At 63.5% G+C, this 18,373-nt stretch carries 18 protein-coding genes; 4 read left to right on the forward strand and 14 right to left on the reverse strand.

Annotated features, from left to right (window positions below; all coding sequences use genetic code 11):
- Positions 1-186: 186 nt before the first annotated feature.
- Both L0V05_RS03530 and L0V05_RS03535 read right to left on the reverse strand, forming a co-directional pair.
- Positions 187-1,167 carry a TerC family protein gene (locus L0V05_RS03530; protein ID WP_234868563.1) on the reverse strand — a complete coding sequence of 327 codons (981 nt, stop codon included), beginning with the start codon at positions 1,165-1,167 and terminating at the stop codon, positions 187-189.
- A gap of 201 nt (positions 1,168-1,368) precedes the next feature.
- Complete coding sequence (locus L0V05_RS03535) at positions 1,369-2,025, reverse strand: exopolysaccharide biosynthesis protein (protein ID WP_234868565.1); 657 nt, start codon at positions 2,023-2,025, stop codon at positions 1,369-1,371.
- Between the two features lie 162 nt (positions 2,026-2,187).
- Here L0V05_RS03535 and L0V05_RS03540 point away from each other — a divergent pair, with 162 nt between their 5' ends.
- Genes L0V05_RS03540 through L0V05_RS03550 form a run of 3 tightly spaced genes read left to right on the forward strand, consistent with a single transcriptional unit; the run spans position 2,188 to position 3,640 of the window.
- On the forward strand, positions 2,188-2,814 hold the full coding sequence (locus L0V05_RS03540) for a TetR/AcrR family transcriptional regulator (RefSeq protein WP_255683611.1): 627 nt from the start codon (positions 2,188-2,190) through the stop codon (positions 2,812-2,814).
- Complete coding sequence (locus tag L0V05_RS03545) at positions 2,811-3,245, forward strand: VOC family protein (protein WP_234868570.1); 435 nt, start codon at positions 2,811-2,813, stop codon at positions 3,243-3,245. Before L0V05_RS03540 ends, L0V05_RS03545 begins: the two co-directional genes overlap by 4 nt.
- 41 nt (positions 3,246-3,286) lie before the next feature.
- Positions 3,287-3,640: a DUF1428 domain-containing protein gene (locus tag L0V05_RS03550; protein ID WP_234868572.1), complete on the forward strand. Its 354-nt coding sequence runs from the start codon at positions 3,287-3,289 to the stop codon at positions 3,638-3,640.
- Here L0V05_RS03550 and L0V05_RS03555 read toward each other — a convergent pair whose 3' ends face one another.
- Genes L0V05_RS03555 through L0V05_RS03610 form a run of 12 tightly spaced genes read right to left on the reverse strand, consistent with a single transcriptional unit; the run spans position 3,641 to position 17,299 of the window.
- Complete coding sequence (locus L0V05_RS03555; RefSeq protein ID WP_234868574.1) at positions 3,641-5,221, reverse strand: N,N-dimethylformamidase beta subunit family domain-containing protein; 1,581 nt, start codon at positions 5,219-5,221, stop codon at positions 3,641-3,643. It lies immediately after the preceding gene.
- Entirely contained in the window at positions 5,221-7,023 is a 1,803-nt protein-coding gene (locus L0V05_RS03560) for a S9 family peptidase (protein ID WP_234868576.1), read from the reverse strand. The genes L0V05_RS03555 and L0V05_RS03560 overlap by 1 nt, the downstream gene beginning before the upstream one ends.
- Entirely contained in the window at positions 7,020-8,000 is a 981-nt protein-coding gene (locus L0V05_RS03565) for an ABC transporter ATP-binding protein (RefSeq protein WP_234868578.1), read from the reverse strand. Before L0V05_RS03565 ends, L0V05_RS03560 begins: the two co-directional genes overlap by 4 nt.
- Positions 7,987-8,976 (reverse strand): ABC transporter ATP-binding protein, encoded by a 990-nt coding sequence (locus L0V05_RS03570; RefSeq protein ID WP_234868579.1) that lies wholly within the window; start codon positions 8,974-8,976, stop codon positions 7,987-7,989. Before L0V05_RS03570 ends, L0V05_RS03565 begins: the two co-directional genes overlap by 14 nt.
- The gene (locus L0V05_RS03575; RefSeq protein WP_234868581.1) at positions 8,951-9,814 is read right to left on the reverse strand and encodes an ABC transporter permease subunit; all 864 of its coding nucleotides are present in this window, start codon (positions 9,812-9,814) and stop codon (positions 8,951-8,953) included. Before L0V05_RS03575 ends, L0V05_RS03570 begins: the two co-directional genes overlap by 26 nt.
- Entirely contained in the window at positions 9,804-10,727 is a 924-nt protein-coding gene (locus tag L0V05_RS03580; protein WP_234868583.1) for an ABC transporter permease, read from the reverse strand. Before L0V05_RS03580 ends, L0V05_RS03575 begins: the two co-directional genes overlap by 11 nt.
- 53 nt (positions 10,728-10,780) lie before the next feature.
- Positions 10,781-12,376: a peptide ABC transporter substrate-binding protein gene (locus L0V05_RS03585; protein ID WP_234868585.1), complete on the reverse strand. Its 1,596-nt coding sequence runs from the start codon at positions 12,374-12,376 to the stop codon at positions 10,781-10,783.
- A gap of 44 nt (positions 12,377-12,420) precedes the next feature.
- On the reverse strand, positions 12,421-13,542 hold the full coding sequence (locus L0V05_RS03590; protein ID WP_234868587.1) for a M14 family metallopeptidase: 1,122 nt from the start codon (positions 13,540-13,542) through the stop codon (positions 12,421-12,423).
- 10 nt (positions 13,543-13,552) lie between these two features.
- A complete protein-coding gene (locus tag L0V05_RS03595) occupies positions 13,553-14,566 on the reverse strand; it encodes a histone deacetylase family protein (RefSeq protein ID WP_234868589.1) in 1,014 nt (337 codons plus the stop codon).
- The gene (locus L0V05_RS03600; protein WP_234868590.1) at positions 14,563-15,033 is read right to left on the reverse strand and encodes a GNAT family N-acetyltransferase; all 471 of its coding nucleotides are present in this window, start codon (positions 15,031-15,033) and stop codon (positions 14,563-14,565) included. The genes L0V05_RS03595 and L0V05_RS03600 overlap by 4 nt, the downstream gene beginning before the upstream one ends.
- Positions 15,030-15,941: a 3,5-dioxohexanoate:acetyl-CoA acetone transferase gene (gene kce / locus L0V05_RS03605; RefSeq protein WP_234868592.1), complete on the reverse strand. Its 912-nt coding sequence runs from the start codon at positions 15,939-15,941 to the stop codon at positions 15,030-15,032. The genes L0V05_RS03600 and kce overlap by 4 nt, the downstream gene beginning before the upstream one ends.
- The gene (locus L0V05_RS03610) at positions 15,941-17,299 is read right to left on the reverse strand and encodes an aminotransferase family protein (RefSeq protein WP_234868594.1); all 1,359 of its coding nucleotides are present in this window, start codon (positions 17,297-17,299) and stop codon (positions 15,941-15,943) included. Before L0V05_RS03610 ends, kce begins: the two co-directional genes overlap by 1 nt.
- A gap of 95 nt (positions 17,300-17,394) precedes the next feature.
- Here L0V05_RS03610 and L0V05_RS03615 point away from each other — a divergent pair, with 95 nt between their 5' ends.
- On the forward strand, positions 17,395-18,372 hold the full coding sequence (locus L0V05_RS03615; protein ID WP_234868596.1) for a LysR family transcriptional regulator: 978 nt from the start codon (positions 17,395-17,397) through the stop codon (positions 18,370-18,372).
- The last annotated feature ends 1 nt before the right edge of the window (position 18,373 follow it).

The raw sequence follows: 18,373 nt of genomic DNA on the forward strand, positions 1-18,373 counted from the left end.
CAGGCAGATCAGCAAACGCTTTCATCGCCTATTGCTCCCGCACTGGCCGGAACAAGCTCCTGTATCGATCGTGTGACAGCCACGATCACTGAAACTTTACCGGCACCCCAGTTACCCCGCAAGATGATTCTGCGATGCGGCATCGGCGTCAGCAGATGCCGCATCGCGAACGCAGTGGGTGTGAGTTCAGCCTGCCGCGACCTCTCGGCGGCTGCGCCACAGCGAATAGATCGTTCCTGCCCCGAGGATGCCAAACGTCACCGCAAGCGACCAGGACGCAGGGAACTTCTCCCATCCCATCAGATCGGCGACGAAGATCTTCGAACCGATGAAGACCAGCAGGATGGCCAGAGCATGTTTCAGGTAATGGAAGCGATGCAGAACCGCGGCCAGCGCGAAATAGAGCGCGCGTAGGCCAAGGATGGCAAAGATGTTCGAGGTGTAGACGATGTAGGGGTCAGTCGTGATGGCAAAGACGGCAGGCACCGAGTCGACGGCGAAGACGAGGTCGGCGATCTCGATCAGGACCAGTGCAAGAAACAGCGGCGTCATCCAGCGGACAACCTTGCCCGTCTTGGGATCGGCCTCACGCACGAAGAAGGCATGGCCATGCAGTTTGTCGGTCACCCGGAAATGCTTGCGCAGGAACTTCAGCACCGGGTTCTCGCTCAGATCGGTCTCCTTTTCGTCGGTGACCAGCATCTTGATGCCGGTAAAGATCAGGAACGCCGCGAAGAGGTAAAGCACCCAGCCATACTGGGCGACCAGCGTCGCCCCTACCCCGATCATGATGCCCCGAAGCACGATGACCCCCAGAATGCCCCAGAATAGCACGCGGTGCTGATAGGCGCGCGGGATGGCGAAAAAGCTGAAGATCAGCGCGATGACAAAGACGTTGTCCAGCGCCAGTGTCTTTTCCACCACGAAAGCCGTCATGTATTCGGCAGCCGAATTTGCTCCGAACTGGAACCAGACGAAGCCGCCGAAGGCGACGCCAAGACTGATATAAAGTGCCGAAAGCTTCAGGCTTTCACGGACACCGATCTCGTGATCCTCACGGTTCAGGACACCCAGGTCAAAGACCAGAAGCGCCAGAACGATACCGATGAAGGTGAGCCACAACCACATCGGCGTGCCCAGGAACATTGTGTAGAGCAGGGTTTCCATTCGCGTCCTCTCGCAATTTCCGATCGCGCTTGACGCCTGCCTTCCCCATCTTCGTGGAGTTACCGGGCGGACACCGAGCGCACTCGATGCGGTCCGACATCACGACACAGTGTCGTCAGAGGGGCCCGGCCCGCGTGATGCGAGATGGAGCGTGGCCTGTTCGATGGCAAGGGGGCGACAGCGAAAAATCGCAGGCGTTTCTCAGAAGGCATTCAAAAGCACGAAGACCGCCGACTTGACCACCGCATAGGCTATACCCCCAACGATCGCCAGGGCTGCGCAAGCCAAGGTCAGTCCGGCCAGAACCCACAAACCGTCACGCTCCAGTAGACCAAGTGCGATGACGCAAAGCGCGAATGCGGGCAGCATGTTGCCGAAGGGGATGGGCAGAACCAGAACCAGCGACAGGATCAGGCAGACTAGGCCCAGAAACCGCTCGAAGACCGGCGAGGTCAGCAGGCTCAACCGTTGCTTCAAGAGACGCTCGGCCCGGGCAAGCCACGGCGCCGCGCGCTCGACGATCGCCCGATAGGCCTCGCGCGACGTCGATTGACGGGTGATGAATTTCGGCAGGTAGGGCAACCGGCCCAGCATCATCTGGAAGGACAGAAAGATCAGCGGCAGCCCGAGAACACCGGCAAGGCCGGGCGGTGCTGGCAGCATGTTCGGGAAACCGAAGATCAGGATCAGCGCGCCAAAGGCCCGCAGGTTCATGACATCCAGAAGATCGCCGACCGAAATCCGCTCGCGCGATGGATCGTTTGCGATCCGGGTGAGCATCTCGGACAGCCGTTCCCGCTGTTTCGCCTCACCTGATCGACGCCGCAGGATCCGCCGTGCCCCCGTCTTTCTGGCCATGCGGTCAGGCCCGCGCCAGTCGATCGGCACGCCGGAAAGGCATCGGCAAATGCGTTTGGGGTCTCATGGTCTCCATATTGGCAGCACCGTTGGCAGGCACAACCCCCGCCCAGTCTGACAATTGGGTTTGGCTCCATACCGACTGGTTGGTATGCTAGCTTCATGAATGAGATTCGCTCCACAACGCCAAGCACCCGGACCAGACTTCTGACAGCTGCACTGTCGTTGATCAGGCGCCGCGGCTTCGCCGCCACATCGGTCGACGAGCTTTGCGCCGCGTCTGGGGTGACGAAGGGCGCGTTTTTCCACCATTTCCGCAGCAAAGAGGATCTGGGCGTCGCAGCAGCCCGCTACTGGTCGGAAATCACGGGCACTCTGTTCGCCGCAGCCGCCTATCACGACCTGCCTGATCCGCTGGAGCGGATTTACGGCTATCTCGACCTGCGCGCGACATTGGCTGCTGGCGGTGTTCCCGATTTCACCTGTCTCGCCGGCACGCTCCTGCAGGAAACCTACGACTGCCATCCGCCGGTGGGTGAGGCGAGTTATGCCTCGATCACCGGCCATGCGGCGACGCTCGAGCCGGATTTCCAGGCGGCGATCGACCTTTACGGCATCATGGGATGTCCGTCTGCCAGAAGCCTCGCCCTGCACACGCAGACGGTGCTGCAAGGCGCCTTCATCCTGGCCAAGGGCAAGGGCGATGCCGAACCTGTGCACGACGCGCTGGATCACCTCAGGCGGTATCTCAACTTCCTTTTTCCGCAGCCAAAGGAGGGCTCACCATGACCGGGACTACCGATTTCCAACGGCTGATGCAGGGCGTCATCCCCTATCTCGCCATCGACGGCGCCGAAAAGGCTGCGGAACTCTACCGCGATGCCTTTGCGGCCCGACAGGTCGGACAGACCGTAAAGGGGCAGGATGGGCGTGTCATGAACATCATGCTCGAGATAAACGGCGGCACCCTGATGCTGAGCGACCCTTTCCCCGAGGCGGCAGACATGCCTGCCGCGCAGGCCGCCACGTCGCAGGGGCTGACGCTGCAATTGATCGTCGCCGATGCCGATGGGTGGTGGCAGCGGGCCGTCGATGCGGGGTGCGAAGGAACGCATCCTGTGAAGCTGGAGTTCTGGGGAGATCGCTATGGTCGCGTCCGCGACCCGTTCGGCCTTGACTGGGCCTTTAACGAACCCGGGCCGGGCCGCACGCCCGAATGACCGACGAACCGATATTTCGGCATCAGCAGCAGGAGGAGATAATGGCCTATATCGACGGATTTGTCGCTGCAGTTCCAAACGCCAACAAGGATGCCTTTCTGAAGCACGCCCGCGAGATCGACGCGTTGTTCATAAAGCATGGGGCGACAAAGGTTGTGGAGTGCTGGGGCGATGACGTGCCAGATGGCGTTCTCACCTCGTTTCCGATGGCGGTGAAAAAAGCACCCGATGAGAGCGTGGTCTTTTCCTGGGTGACATGGCCCTCCAAGACCGTGCGCGACGGAGCTTGGAAGGCGATGATGGAAGAACCCATCATGCAGGATGGCGGCAGACAGTTGCCCTTTGACGGTAAGCGGATGATTTACGGCGGATTCGAGGTGATCCTGGAACTCTGACTAGCCCCACGCGCCGGTCAACACCCGGCGCGTGACCCGCTCGACGGGTGCATCATGCTTGATGAGGCCCGCCACCCACTCGCAGGACGCCGCGTTGTAGACGGCCCCCTTGCCGCGTCGGTACTCGGCGATGCAGCCGTTGCCGCGCGAGGCGCGGCCGACCGTTTCGGGCGTGACCGCGCCATAGACATTCAGCGCCACCTCCTCGGCATCAAGCGTGCCGATGAAGGGGTCGGCATCATGTGCGCCGGTCGAATGGGACAGCGTCGTGGCGGGCGACAGCGCGACGATGGTCAGATCGCCCGCCAGTCCGGTTCCTTCGGCCGGATAAGGCAGTCCTTGGTCCATCGTGTAGTCGATCCCGTCGACCTCATAGGCGAAGATGCGGCTGTCCCGGCCCAGCACGTCGCCATAGCCAAGGCCGCTGTCGGTCAGGCTCCAGTGCTGGGGGCGATACAGGATGAAACCGCCTGTGCCATGCGCGGCGCAGCGGCTCCATCCGGCATAGACCCCCATCGCTCCTGTCAGCCCCATCGTCGCGACCGCCGGGCGGCCGGTCTTGGGATTATCCCAGTAGTTCGTCAGGCGACTGAGGTCCTGCGTCGGGTCCTCCTTCGGCGCGCGGTACTTGTAGCAGATCTGGGTGGCAAGGTCGTCCGACAGCCGCGTCTGCCAGAAGAAGTTCCCGGCAAAACGTGCAAGCTTGCCCCCCCGGTCGAGCCACGCGTCGAGATGGTCGCGCATCTCCCATGTCCAGTATTCGTCGTGGCCGACGATCAGCATCCGTTCATAGCCGTCCGCCAGCGCCGGGTCGCGATGCAGGTCGTGCTGCGTGGCGTAGTCCAGCGCTATGCCCTGTTCCTCGCACCACAAGGCGAATGGTTTCTCGAAGGCCGCCCAGCCGGAAGAGGCGTATTTCTTCGAGATGCCGTTGGCACGGGCATAATCCATATGCGGATATTCTGGCTTCCGCAGCAGGGGAGACTCATGCGGAATGCGCGGCGCATCGTCGGGCCAGCGGACAAAGCCCTTGGCCCAGGGGCGATGGATCGACACCTCGGCAGCGAAATCGTCACCCCTCGTTCCGCTCAGACCCTGATAGTGGTTGGACCCGCCCCAGTCGTTGTAGGCGCACCATGTCCCGGTCGCGAGCAGCATCAGGATCTTCGCCGTGGGCTTCGCCGCCCGGACCACGAACATTCCTTCGGAGGTATGGCCGGGCACCGTCAGGCTGAACGCATAGACCCCGCTTCGCCAATCGGTCGGAATGGTCAGCGCGAGGGCCTCAGGCCAGCCACAGCCGCGTTCCGAGCAGTCGGCAGGCGTAGGTACGAAACCGCAGGCGATTTCCCGCTCCAGAACCGTTTGCGGCTTGATCCCATCCCGCCGGATCACCAGCCGCGCGGTCGGCCCCTTGCCCATGACATGAAGCGCCAGCCGGTCACCGGGCGCATAGGACAGCCGGTCGGAATAGCCCCAGACCTGCGCTCGGTCAGGGACGTTCGAGGCTGTCTCGTAGTAGTGCCCGGTCACTGGATCGCCGTCGTCGAAGGGGCCGGTCACGAAGAAGTCCTTCAGCATCAGCGCATCCCTTCGGCGAAGGCCCGGTTCAGGAAGTCGAGACTCCGCTGCAGGTAGGTCTCGACATTCGAGCGGCGGAAAACCCCGTGCCCCTCGTTCCCGAACAGCATCACCTCGTGCGGGATGCCGGCATCGGTCATCTCGCGGATCGCGACATGGGTGTTCTCAGGTCCGACATTCGAGTCCGCCAGACCGTGCACCACCATGACATGCCCGCGGATCCGGTCGATGAAGTTGCCGGGCGAAGCATTGGCGTATTTCTCGGGGAATTCCTCGGGCGAGCCGCCCATCATCTCTTCCGAGTAGGCGCGGCCCCAGGGCATCTCGGTCGCATGATAATCGATGTCGAGCTTGTACATCCCGCACATCGGGATCGCCGCCGTCACCAGATCGGCGTGGCGGGTGATCGCGACCCAGCTTGAAAAGCCACCATAGGAGTTGCCGGCCACCGCGACCGGGCCGGGGATACCGGCCGCCAACGCCGCCTCGATCCCAGCACGGATGTCGGCCTGTTCGCGCCCGCCCCAGCCGTCGTCCTTCACCGCCTCGCGATGCGCGAAGCCGAAACCGGTCGATCCGCGATAGTTGGAATCGAGCACGGCAAAGCCCGATTGCACCCAGAAGCCGATCTTTGGGTTCACCCAGTCCTCGGAATGCCAGGTCGGCCCGCCATGGACATAGGCGATCAGCCCCTTTGGCCTCCCCTCCGGGCGGTAGAGCCAGCCCTGCATCGGCAACCCGTCCGGCCCGGTCCAGCGGAAATCCTCGGGAGCAAGGTAAAGCCGTCCAGGCTCTTCTGGCGCACGTGCGAGCGGCAGACAGCCGCCATCCGGCAGAAGCCGCACAAGTTCGTGCGGCGCATCGGCATCGTAGGCCTCAGCCAGCCAACCGCCATCTGGCAGGGAAGCAAGCGGCAGCAGGCTCCGGCGGCCCGAGGTATTCGGCAAGGGCTGCCAATTCCCATTCGGACCAAAGACCACCGCGCGGCTCCACGACTGATCATGGACGATGCAGGCAAAGCGCCCGCCTTCGCCCGGCAGCACATCGTGGGGGAACAGTTGCGGCTCGCCCGCCAGCCACACCATCTGCCCGGAAGATAGCGTCAGCACACCCACCCGGTCCCGCCCGTCGACATCGGCAACCACCGCGAGCCGGTCCTCGTCCAGCCAGTCGGCGCGGATGTGGTTCGTCGGGCCAAGGTTCAGCACCTCGCGCAGGTCACTGCCATCCTCGTTCAGCACCCAGAGCTGGTCGCCCCCAGGCGCGAATTCGTGCCGGGTCCAGAGCCATTGCCGGCGCGAGGGTGAGGGCAGCGGCCCCGTCTCGAACGGCGAGCCGGCGCGGGCTAGTTCGGCAATTGCGCCGCTTGCAAGGTCCATCCGCCAGACGGCGACACCCTCGAACTCTTCCCTGCGCAGGTAGTCGAAGTTCGAGGTGAAGATGATCGCCCGTTCATCTGCCGTGAACCGCCCGCCGAAGACGTAATGTGTATTCTGCGTGGGCGTCATCTGCCGCAGGCTTCCATCCCGGCGATCGAGAAGCAGAAGGTGGTCATGCTCGTTGGCATGGATCGACTGGGCAAGGATAAGCAGCATGCCGTCGCGGCTGACATCGCGGATCAGGAAGTGGTCCTGCCCCTCGGTCAACCTCTCCGGCGGGGCAGAGCCGTCCGTAGGGGCGCACCAGACATCCTCGGTCTCGCTCATCCCTGCCCAGCACCAGAAGGCCCATCTTCCATCGCCGCTGGCATGGACATGGGTGATCTGCGGCAGTGAGGCCCAGAGAGAGGCAGCGGTCGTCATGTTGCACCTTCGATGAAATGGCATGCGGCCTGTCGGCCCCCGGCAAAGCCGCGCAGTTCCGGCCGCTCCTTGTGGCAACGCGGCTGCACCAGCGGGCAGCGGGTGGCGAAGACACAGCCGGCCGGCGGGTTCAGCACCGACGGGATCTCGCCGGTGATCGCCGTGCCGCGCCGTGCCCGCTCTCGCTTCGGGTCGGGCTCCGGGACCGCATCCATAAGCGCGCGGGAATAGGGATGCAGGGGCCTGTCGAAGAAGGCCCGGCGCGGCGCCTTCTCGACCACCCGGCCAAGGCACATAACCACCACCTCATGCGCCATCTGCCGCACGACCGCGAGGTTGTGCGAGATGAAGATAAGCGCGAGCCCCAATTGGTCCTGTAAGTCCATCAGCAGGTTGACCACCTGCGCCTGAACAGAAACATCCAGTGCCGACACCGGTTCATCGCAGACGACAAGCTTCGGCCCGCCGACTAGGGCGCGGGCAATGCCCACCCGCTGCGCCTGACCGCCCGACAATTCGTGAGGGTAACGGCCAAGAAAATCCGGGCCGAGGCCAACGCGTTCCAGCGCCTCGCGCGCCTTCACCTCGCGGTCCCTGCGCGACAGGCCCGGCGCGAAGGTGACGAGTGGCCGCGTGACAGATGCGAGAACGGTCATCCGCGGATCCAGGGCGGCGAGCGGATCCTGGAAGATGATCTGAAGCTCGGCCCGCTTCCGCCGCAGCGTCTCGGCGGGAAGGGACGCCATGTCTTCGCCCTGCCAGATCACCTTGCCGCCGGTCGGCTTGTTCAGCCGCAGGATGGCCCGCCCGAGAGTGGACTTGCCGCACCCGGATTCGCCAACGATACCAAGCGTCCGACCCGCGTCGAGATCGAACGACGCCTCCCGAACGATGGGCAGGATGCGGGGCCGCGACAACAGGCCCTCACCGGGGATCGTATAGCCGACATCGAGCCGATCGACTTCAAGCAGCGGCATCGGCACCCTCCACATGGCACGCGATCCGGTGACTGCCGTTCGTGAGGAGCATGGGCGCTTCCTGGCTGCAGATCGCAATGCTTCGGTCGCAGCGCGGGGCAAAGGGGCAGCCTGGGCCGCGTCGTGCCGACGGCGTACCCGGGATGGTGCCAAGCCGCGCCGTTTCTTCCCCTTCAAGGCGGGGCATCGCTTCGAGCAGACCCTGCGTGTAGGGATGGCGGGGACGATCGAAGAGCGTGTCGATTGCCGCCTCCTCCATCACCTGCCCGCCGTAAAGCACCAGCACCCTGTCGCACGCCCGCGCCACGACACCAAGATCATGGGTCACAAGGATCACCGCTGTTCCCGTTTCCCGCGCAAGCTCTGCGATCAGATCCAGCACCTGCGCCTGGATCGTCACGTCGAGTGCGGTGGTCGGCTCGTCTGCCAGCAGGATCGCGGGTTTCATCAGGAGAGCCATCGCGATCATGACCCGCTGCCGCATCCCGCCCGAGAACTGGTGCGGATAAGCCTTGGCTCGCGCCACCGGGTCAGGGATACGCACCCGGTCGAGCATCGCGACGGCTTCCTTCCAGGCCGCGTCGCGCGAAAGGCCCCGATGCACGATCAGCCCCTCGGCCAACTGGTCGCCCACCCTCTTATAGGGATTGAGCGCCGTCATCGGATCCTGGAACACGATCGACATCTCGGACCCGCGAACCCGGTCCAGCTCGCGCGGTGACAGGGCAAGCAGGTTGCGCCCGCCGAACATCGCCTCGCCCGCGGTACGGCCATTGCCAGCCAGAAGTCCCATCAGCGCGAACAGGATCTGGCTTTTCCCCGACCCGCTTTCGCCGACGATCCCCAGCACCTCGCCCCGGTTCAGGTCGAAGCTCACGCCGTCGACCGCGCGGATCTCGGCCTGCGGCAGGCGGAAGGTCACGCGCAGGTCGCGGACCGAGAGGAGCGCGTCAGCGGTCATTGGGGTCGAAGGCATCGCGCAGCCCATCCGCTATGAAGTTGAGACAAAGCAGCACTGCAACTAGGAAGGCCCCCGGCAGCAACAGAAGCCGCAGATCGGTATCCATCGCCGAGGTTCCGGTCTGGATGAGGTTGCCCCAGCTGGCCTGAGGTTCCTTGATGCCGATCCCGAGGAAGGAGAGGAAGCTTTCCGAAAGGATCACCTCGGGCACCAGCAGGCTGCCGTAGACGATGACCACCGAAAAGCAGTTCGGGACGATGTGGCGCAACACGATCCCTGTCGAGGTCATGCCTCCCGCCCGCGCCGCCTCGACGAATTCGCGCCGCGCGAGGCCCTCGGCCTGCGAGCGCACGATCACCGCAGGGGTCAGCCAAAGGGTGAAGACAATGGCAGCAAAGAGGGCGACGTTGCCACCTCCGAACAAGAGGCTCAGCAGGATCACGAGGATGACGTAGGGAAAGCCGTAAAGGATTTCGACCATCCGCATCATCAGGCTGTCGGTCCGCCCGCCGGTGAACCCCGCAACCGCGCCGTAAAGCACACCGATCCCGCCGGCGACGAGTGCACCGAGAAACCCTATCGTGAGCGAAACGCGGCCACCTTCCAGGGTGCGTACCAGGAGGTCGCGGCCATAGTCGTCGGTTCCGAACAGGTGCGGCGACGAAAAGTCGATCGGCGCCGAGATATAGTCGAAATCCGCATCCTCACCGGTGAACGGAAACAGGAAGGGGCCAAGAAAACAGGCCAGCACGATCAGCGCCAGCACCCAAACCGAGGCGATCGCGAGACGGTTCCTGCGGAACCGGGCAAACTGCAGTTGCAGCGTCGAGAGGTTTTCGGTTTCAGCGGCCATTGCGCAACCTCGGATCGATCCAGGCGCGGATCAGGTCAGTGACGATGTTCAGCAGGATCAGAAGCGCGCCATAGAGAAGCGTGATCCCCATGACCAAGGGATAGTCGCGGTTCAGCGCGGCATCGACGAAATGCCGCCCGATCCCCGGCAGGGCAAAGATCGTCTCTATAAGGATCGAGCCGGTGATGATCGCTGCTGTCGCCGGGCCAAGGTAGGCAATGACCGGCAACAACGTTCCTTTCAGCACATGGCCCCAGACGACGCGCCGCTCGCCGATCCCCTTGGCCCGTGCAGTCCGGACGTAGTTCTCGCGCAGGGTCTCGATCATCGACGACCGGGTAAGGCGGGAAATGTAGGCGATGTTGGGCAGGGCCAGGACGAGGATCGGCAGGACCAGGGCCCGCCAGCCACCCTCGATCCCCCCGACTGGCACCCAGCCAAGCCGCAGGGCGAAGATCACTTGCATCAGCGGACCGATAACGAAGATCGGCACGGCAACCCCGACGATGCCGACGATTCCGGCCGCATAGTCGGTCGGGCTGTTGCGCCGCATCGCGCCGGCAACGCCAAGGGCAATGCCAACGAGGGACGCCACTATGATCGCCCATATGCCGATCGTGACCGACCACGGCAGGCCCGAGGCGATGATGCCACCGACATCGTAGTCGCGAAACCGGGTCGACGGACCAAGGTCGAACGTGAGCAGTCCCTTCACGTAGCGCACGAACTGCATCCAGACCGGCTCGTCCAGATGATAGGTCTTCTGGATATTCGCAAGCACTTCGGGACTGATCTTGCGCGACTTCGAGAAGGGTCCGCCTGGGGCGAGCCGCATGACGAAGAAGGTCAACGTGATCAAGGCCGCCAGAGTCAGCCCGCCGTCCCAAAGACGTTTTCCGATGAACCGCAGCATCCGGCCTCCAAGGCGCACGGGGTGCGGGCGTTTTCACGCCCGCACCCGGCCCATCACTCGAGCGACAGGAACTGCGAGTTGTTGTAGCCGGCGGCAGAGGTCGCCCAGCCCTTCACATTCGGGCTGACCATGTGCCGGGTCGGCTCGATGGCGATCGGCGCAAAGATCGTATCGTCGAGCAGGATCTTCTCGGCCGCAGCCAGCTTCTCGTTGCGAGCGGCCGGATCGACCTCTTGCGCTGCCACATCCATCGCGGCGTCATATTCCGGCTTCACCCAGTTGTAGCCGGGCTCTGCCGACGGGCGCATATAGGCAAGGAATGTCTCGGCCCCGGCGAAGTCGCCGACAAGGTTGTCGGCAAATACGTCCCAGTCACCGGCATAGAATGCATCGAGCCAGGCCTTGCGCTCCATCGAGTCGACGCTCGCCTCGACCCCGAGGGTCTTCTTCCACATCAACGCCACGCCCTGCGCCAGACGGACACGGTCCTCGGCAACCGTGGTGACGATCTTGAGCTTCAGAGGATTGTCGGGCCCGAAGCCGGCCTTCGCGAGCAGTTCCTTCGCCATCGCGTCGCGATCGGCCTGGGTCATCGTGGCCTCGGCGATCTGCGGTCCGTGATAGTCAGGGTCGAAGCCGCCTGCATAGGAATAGCTCGGAATCGCACCGCCCTTTACGATCTTGGCCTGAAGCGTCTCGCGGTCGATGGCAAGAGACAGGGCCCTGCGCACGTCGATGTTATCCAGCGGAGGACGCTTCAGGTTGAAGCTGTAGTAGGTGACCTCTGTCGAAGGCCCGATCGAGACCTGGTCCGGCACACTGGCCTTCAGGTCCTCGATCTGGTTCACTGGGATGTCGTAGGTGATGTCGATCTCGCCCGCCTGGTAGCGCTTCAGCTCGGTGTTCACGTCTTCTGTCACAAGATAGCGGACCTTCGGAATCTTGACGTTCGCCGCATCCCAGTAGTTCGGGTTCTTCTCAAGCAACACATGGCTTTGCGGAACGACTTCCTTGATCACATAGGCGCCATTGCTGACGACCTTTGTCGGGTCGATGAACACCGCCGCGCCGTTCGCTTCAAAGCTCGGCCCGTGGAGCGGCGGCACCTGGAAGCCCCCCATGATGTCAAGCATGTGCGGGTTGGGCGACTCGAGTTCGACGACGACGGTGCGGTCGTCGGGTGCCTTGAACCCTAGCGTCGCCGGGTCCTTGGTTTCACCATCGGCAATGGCCTTGGCGCCCTTCACCTGGATCACAGAGTAGAAATAGTAACCCTTCTCCGATGCGGTATCGGGATTGAGTGTCCGCATCACACCGTTGACGAAGTCCTGTGCGACCAACGGATCGCCGTTGGACCACTTGAGTCCATCGCGCAAATGGAAGGTCCAGGTCTTGCCATCTGCACTCACGTCCCAGCTCTCGGCAGCGCCGGGGATGACCTTGCCGGTGCTGTCGAAGGTCACCAGCCCCTCGTAGGCGTCCATCTGGATCCAGCCTGCCGCAGCATCGAAGTTCACATGGGGGTCAAGCGAGGACCATTCCGATCCAATACCCCGATCAAGGGTGTCGTCGGCCAGCACAGGGTTTCCGAAGCTGAGGGCAGCTGCCAGGATCAGGCCGCTCAGCGCCGTTCCGATGAGTCGTCTCATTGTCATTGCTCCCGTTGGATGTCGTCTTCTTGTTGTACGTTCGTTCAGTCTGACAGCAGATCACCCGTTCTGACAATCCTTTCCCCAGCGATATGCGCAAGACTTGCCCCGCGCAGGCACGGTCGCCACAGCTCCTGCCGGAACACCATTCCACTGGTCGGAGCAAGAACCGGCAGGCGCGTCCTGGTCAGCGGCTCGGTCACATGCGCGATTGCATCGCCCTGTTGCACCATGGCTCCGGGGCTGACCGTCCAGGTCACAATCCCCCCCTGCGGCGCGAAGACCTCGGCCGCTCCGCCCAACGGAAGGGTCAGGGCATCAGGATAGGCAGGCGCCGCATCCTGATTGGTCACCACACCGATGCCGGCAAGAAATATCATAAGGTTAGCGGCATCTTCAGCGGCAGTGGCGTCGTCCACGTCAAACTGGCCACGATACTCGAGTGTCGTCGAGAAACATGGCGATGGAATGGGAAAGCGGTCGCCGAACCGGTCCTTCAGATGCTTCCAGGGGGCGGTGTTCGCCTCGTCGAAAGCGTGGCCGCCGGACACTGCTTCGATCAGCGCCAGTCTTGCGCCGGTCGCGCGGCAGAGGAGCGAGGTGATCTCGGGACGGGCAGGGCTGGCATAAAGGTGCAAAACCGCAAAGTGATCGCAATGCAGATCCAGCACGTAGTCCGCATCGCAGGACCAGGACAGGAGCGTCAGCTGTTCCTCGATCATCTCGGTCCGGGCGTGTGAAAGTTCCGCAGCCAGCGCCTCGCGGAAGGCGGCGCGAATCACATCGCGGTTGGCATCGGGATCGTCTGTAAGTTTGGATTCCACACGGTCGCCGACCAAGAGCGAAAGATCGGGATAGCCGCGGTTGAAATTGTGCAGTGTCTCGGCCTCCATCCGACCAAGTGGGCGCTGGAAGGCCCATTGGGAAAGGCCCAGCGGGTTGGCCACCGGTACAACGCGTACCTCGCCATGGATGCGCCCTTCCATGTCGGCCCGGTCAAGCAGCGGCAAGAGATGCTGCAGCACAAGGACGCCTGGCATCTCGTCCGCATGAAGCCCGGCCTGAAGGTAGACCACCGGCCCGTTTCCGTCGCCATAACGGTGGCAGATCAGCCTGCGGCGGGTTCCGGGTGAGGAAGACCCCAACTCTTGCGTTTCGGTCTTCATGCCCCTCTCCTCACCATGCGGACAGCACTGCTTCCAGATTGTCACCCAGTTCCGGGCAAAGGTAGCCGCCCTCCTGGACGATCACTGTGGGCAGTCCGAGCCTCGCGATTGCCTGCCCGATCCGCCGGAATCCCGGCGTCGTCACCTTCAGTCCTGCAAACGGATCCCCCTCGAAGGCATCCAGCCCCAACGCCAGAACCAAGGTGTCGGTTTCGTGCCGAGTCAGCGCCTCCAGCCCGAGGTCAAGCGCCGCAAGGAATCCTTCGTCGCCAGTTCCCCGCTCAAGCGCGAGGTTGAGATTCGCACCCTCGCCATCGCCTGCGCCACGCTCTTCGGGATAGCCCCAGAAGAACGGATAGAAGCGTTCCGGATGCGCGTGGATCGAGATCGTCAACACGTCACTCCGGTCGTAGAAGATCCCCTGGGTGCCGTTCCCATGGTGCAAATCCACGTCAAGGATTGCCACGCGCCGCCCCGCTGCCACAAGCCGCTCGGCCGCAATCGCCGCGTTGTTCAGGTAACAGAATCCGCCTGCAAGATCGGAAAAACAGTGATGGCCCGGGGGCCGCGACAAGGCATAGACCGCCCGCTCGCCGTCCAGCACAAGATCCGTCGCATGGATCGCGGTCTGTGCGCTTGCATAGGCGGCGGCCCAAGTCTCGGCGCCAATCGGACAGGACGTGTCGGTCATGTGAAACCCGGCCTGCCCTACGGCGGATTTCGGATAGCCGTCGCTGCGGGTTGCAGGGTGAATGTTGGGGATGACCTCGGCGCTTGCGCCTTCGATGCGTTGCCAGCGGGTGAAGATTGTCTGCAGAAAGGTCAGATAGCGATCCGGATGAACGGCACGGATCGGCGCGATCCCGTTGTCCGGCGGGGCCACCATCGGCCCCCCGAGCCGCCTCACGCCGCCCAGGAGCGCCTCGATCCTGGACGGTTTTTCAGGGCAGGGCTGGGCTGCGCCAGAGGACAGGAAGAACTGTGGATCATGCAGGCGCTGAGCCGCATCAAAAACAGTGATCATGACCGCTCCAACGAGGCGAACGCCTCTCCGTCAAGAATTAGGAAGTCATAGCCGCGAGGCCGGAAGCCGAGCTTGTCATAGGCCGCTTTGGCCGCCGTGTTGTCGGGGCTCACCGACAGCGTCATATAGCGCGCGCCCCAGCAGGATTCGGCCAAAGCTCGCGCCCGCGACAGAAGCTGCCGCCCGACCCCTTGGCCGCGCAACCGTTCCTCTACAAACAGATCCTGCACGTAAAGGCCCGGCTCTCCGCGGAGGGTGGAGAAATCGGGGTAGAACAGCACCAGCCCGACCGCCTCGCCTTCCTCCTCGGCCAGCACCGCTCGGAACAGAGGCCGCTCGCCGAAGCCATGTTTCAGCAGCGCACTTGCTGGCCCGACCTCGGGGCCCCCATCATGATCGGAAAGAGCCTGGAGAAGGTCACGGATGACCAGCACATCCTCGGCAACGGCAGAACGAAAGGAAATCATCTGCCCTTCAGCTCCAGCATGGCACGCACCTCGGACGGCGTCGCCACCTCGCGGCCCAGCCCCTCGACGATTCCGCGGATCAGCATCACCTGTTCGGCGTTCGACTGCGCGAGCCTTCCCTTGGCAAGGTAGAGGTTGTCCTCCAGCCCCACCCGAACATGCCCTCCCATCGCGGCGGCCATCGTGGCCATCGGAATCTGCGCCCGCCCTGCCGCCAGCACAGAAAAGTGGTAGTCCGACCCGAACAAGCGGTCGGCTGTCCGCTTCAGATGAGTAAGCGTGTCGGGCTCTGGCGCCATTCCGCCCAGAACACCGAAGACGAACTGGATGAAATACGGTGCCTTGACCGCCCCACGGTCGACGAAATGCTTCAGCATCGTAAGATGGCCGATATCGTAGCACTCGAACTCGAACCGCGCGCCACGCTCATCGCCCATCTCGTGCAGTACGTGAGCAATGTCACGCGGGGTGTTCTTGAACACGAGGTCGTCCGTGCCGTCGAGGAACGGCTTCTCCCAGTCGAACTTCCACTGCCTCGGCTTCTCGGCCATCGGATAAAGGGCGAAGTTCATCGACCCCATGTTGAGGCTGCACATCTCGGGCGCGAATTGCTTCGGTGCCGCGAGGCGTTGCTCAAGCGTCATGATCGCCGAACCACCGGTCGTCATGTTCACGACCGCATCGGTTTCGCCAAGGATCGTCGGCAGGAATGCTCCCCAATGCGCCGGATCGGCCGAGGGGCGGCCGTTCGCCGGGTCGCGGGCGTGCAGATGCAGGATGCCGGCCCCGGCTTCCGCGGCACCAATCGCCTGGCTCGCGATCTCGTCCGCAGTCACGGGCAGGTGGGGCGACATCGACGGCGTATGGATCGAGCCGGTAATCGCGCAGGTGATGATGATCTTCGACATCAGCTTCCCGACACCGGCAGATCGCACTCTGCCGCAAAGGCTTCGAGCGCGTCGACCAGCCGTTCCATGATCTCGCCCACCTGCGCCTCGGTGGTAATCATCGGGGGTGCGACGATCACATGGTCGCCGGCATAGCCCCCGCGTGTCCGGCGCGGATAGACGATAAGGCCGCGCTGGTAGGCCTGCTCGGTCAGCCGGTCGTAGGCGCGAAGCGCGGGCGGCAGCACCTCTTTCGTCTCGCGATCCTTGACGAGTTCAAAGGCCAGAAGCAGCCCCTTGCCGCGCACGTCGCCGATGAAGGGATAGCGGTCCATCAGGGCGGTCAGCTGCGACTTGATCATCCCGCCGATCTTGACGGCATTCGCCATCATCTCCTGCCGCTCGATCTCCTCGATGACGGCAAGACCCGCGGCGCAGGCCAGCGGATTGCCGGCATAGGTGAAGCCATGCAGGAAGCCACCGGCCTTGAGCAGACTGTCCACCAGATCGCCCCGCGCGACGATCGCACCAAGCGGCATGTAGCCAGCCCCGAAGCCTTTCGACACCGCAAGGATGTCCGGCGCGCCGTTCCAGTTCTGGCCGCCGAAGAGCTTGCCCGTCCGCCCGCCGCCCGACATCACCTCGTCATGTATCAGCAGGACCCCGTGCCGGTCGCACACCTCGCGGATCGCCTCCATGTAGCGGGCGGGCGGGACCAGAGCGCCCGTCGACGCGCCGCCGACCGGCTCGACGATGAAGGCCAGCACGCTGTCCGGCCCTTCTGCGCGGATCTTTGCGTCAAGCATGTGGGCATAGTGTTCGCCTGTCGCAGGATCCTCGGGATCAAGTCCGTCAAGCCATGCCGTTGGCGCGGGAACCTTGGGCATCTCGACCATCATGGGCTTGAACGGGTCGGTCAGGTGGTCATAGCCGCTGACTGTCAGCGCCCCGAGCGTGCAGCCGTGATACGAGGGGAAGCGTGAAATGATCTTCCACCGGCTGCCCTGCCCGATAGCAACGGCGTACTGGCGGGCCAGCTTCATCGCCGACTCGACCGCCTCGGACCCGCCCGAGACGAAGAACACCCGGTCCATCCCTGGCCAGGCATAGTCGACCATCTTCGCCGCCAGCCGCTCCGACGGTTCTGTGACGAAGTGCAGACGGTAGCCGAAGGTCGACTTCTCCATCTGCTTGCGCATCGCTTCCAGCACATAGGGGTTCGAATGGCCGATATTGCAGACCATCGCGCCTGATGAGCCGTCGATGAACCGGTTGCCCTCGGAATCCCACATGTAGATTCCTTCGGCCCGATCCAGCACCGGACGGGGATGCTCGGTCTGGTAGAACAGATGCGACGTGGCGTTCCTGAGCTGGTTCATGCGACTCTCCGTTTTCGCGCGGAAGACTGGACGGGGTCGCACCCATAGATCAAATAGATAATTGGAATGTGAAGCATTGACAGGAATTATGATCTATGGCCCGACTCTCTCCGGCCGAACGCATGGCGCGCGATCTGGACTGGAACCTGCTACGCGTCTTCCTTGCGCTTGCAGAGGCAGGTTCCGTCACCGCTGCCGCCGCGATCCTGAGCCTCAAGCAGCCTTCGGTTTCCTCGGCGCTGAAAAGGCTCGAGGGGCGCATGGGGGTGCAGCTGATAGAACGCCGCCCGGGCCACTTTCAGTTGACTCCGGCAGGGGAACGACTGCGGGTCGAGGCTGAGGAGGTCCGCGCCGCAATCCTGCGGCTTACTGACGCCGTGGCCGAAGTCGAGGGGCAGGCCTCGGGGCCCGTCACCATCGCGATGGCCAGCCATGTCATCAGTCCCCATTACGACCGGGTGGTCAGCGACTTTCACCGTGCCCATCCGGCGGCAACCTTCAACATCGAGGTCATGGCCAGCCGCGACGCGCTGGCCTCGGTACAGGCCCGGCGGTCGAGCTTTGCCATATGCCTCGTCAGCAGCAGGCCCCCGGGGGTGGAGATCGAAATCCTTTATCGAGAGCATTTCGGCCTTTTCTGCGGCCCGACCCACCCGCTGTTCGGCAAGCGCGGTCTGCGCCTTGACGATCTGGCGGGATTGCCGAGTGTCTCGTTCCAGACGGATCGCGTGGGCGATGCGCTGCAGCCGGTCACCGAAATGCGCCGCGCGGCGAATCTGGAAGAACGGATCGTCGGAACTTCGGTCAATCTGGAGGAAGTGCGCTGGATGATCTGGATCGGCATGGGGATCGGCCCGCTGCCCGTGCACATCGCCGAAGCAGGCGTCCGGAACGGCGAGTTGTGGCCCCTGCCCCCCTACGAGGGCCTCGCTCCGATCGACGTGTACCTGGCGTGGAACACGCGGAAGCGGCAGAACAGCGCCGAAGCGATGCTTCTCGGACAGTTACGGGCAGCGATCGCCTCCATTCCGCTCGAGGAACGGATCTACGGGGCGTCCCTTCTGATGTCATGAC

The sequence above is a fragment of the Alitabrizicola rongguiensis genome, from assembly GCF_021491355.1.
Taxonomy (GTDB): Bacteria; Pseudomonadota; Alphaproteobacteria; order Rhodobacterales; family Rhodobacteraceae; genus Aliitabrizicola; species Aliitabrizicola rongguiensis.

Bases quoted from the DNA above. Each gene is read 5' to 3' on its own strand.
- L0V05_RS03530 (WP_234868563.1), bottom strand. From the start codon at position 1,167: ATGGAAACCCTGCTCTACACAATGTTCCTGGGCACGCCGATGTGGTTG.
- L0V05_RS03535 (WP_234868565.1), bottom strand. From the start codon at position 2,025: ATGGCCAGAAAGACGGGGGCACGGCGGATCCTGCGGCGTCGATCAGGT.
- L0V05_RS03540 (WP_255683611.1), top strand. From the start codon at position 2,188: ATGAATGAGATTCGCTCCACAACGCCAAGCACCCGGACCAGACTTCTG.
- L0V05_RS03545 (WP_234868570.1), top strand. From the start codon at position 2,811: ATGACCGGGACTACCGATTTCCAACGGCTGATGCAGGGCGTCATCCCC.
- L0V05_RS03550 (WP_234868572.1), top strand. From the start codon at position 3,287: ATGGCCTATATCGACGGATTTGTCGCTGCAGTTCCAAACGCCAACAAG.
- L0V05_RS03555 (WP_234868574.1), bottom strand. From the start codon at position 5,221: ATGCTGAAGGACTTCTTCGTGACCGGCCCCTTCGACGACGGCGATCCA.
- L0V05_RS03560 (WP_234868576.1), bottom strand. From the start codon at position 7,023: ATGACGACCGCTGCCTCTCTCTGGGCCTCACTGCCGCAGATCACCCAT.
- L0V05_RS03565 (WP_234868578.1), bottom strand. From the start codon at position 8,000: ATGCCGCTGCTTGAAGTCGATCGGCTCGATGTCGGCTATACGATCCCC.
- L0V05_RS03570 (WP_234868579.1), bottom strand. From the start codon at position 8,976: ATGCCTTCGACCCCAATGACCGCTGACGCGCTCCTCTCGGTCCGCGAC.
- L0V05_RS03575 (WP_234868581.1), bottom strand. From the start codon at position 9,814: ATGGCCGCTGAAACCGAAAACCTCTCGACGCTGCAACTGCAGTTTGCC.
- L0V05_RS03580 (WP_234868583.1), bottom strand. From the start codon at position 10,727: ATGCTGCGGTTCATCGGAAAACGTCTTTGGGACGGCGGGCTGACTCTG.
- L0V05_RS03585 (WP_234868585.1), bottom strand. From the start codon at position 12,376: ATGAGACGACTCATCGGAACGGCGCTGAGCGGCCTGATCCTGGCAGCT.
- L0V05_RS03590 (WP_234868587.1), bottom strand. From the start codon at position 13,542: ATGAAGACCGAAACGCAAGAGTTGGGGTCTTCCTCACCCGGAACCCGC.
- L0V05_RS03595 (WP_234868589.1), bottom strand. From the start codon at position 14,566: ATGATCACTGTTTTTGATGCGGCTCAGCGCCTGCATGATCCACAGTTC.
- L0V05_RS03600 (WP_234868590.1), bottom strand. From the start codon at position 15,033: ATGATTTCCTTTCGTTCTGCCGTTGCCGAGGATGTGCTGGTCATCCGT.
- kce (WP_234868592.1), bottom strand. From the start codon at position 15,941: ATGTCGAAGATCATCATCACCTGCGCGATTACCGGCTCGATCCATACG.
- L0V05_RS03610 (WP_234868594.1), bottom strand. From the start codon at position 17,299: ATGAACCAGCTCAGGAACGCCACGTCGCATCTGTTCTACCAGACCGAG.
- L0V05_RS03615 (WP_234868596.1), top strand. From the start codon at position 17,395: ATGGCCCGACTCTCTCCGGCCGAACGCATGGCGCGCGATCTGGACTGG.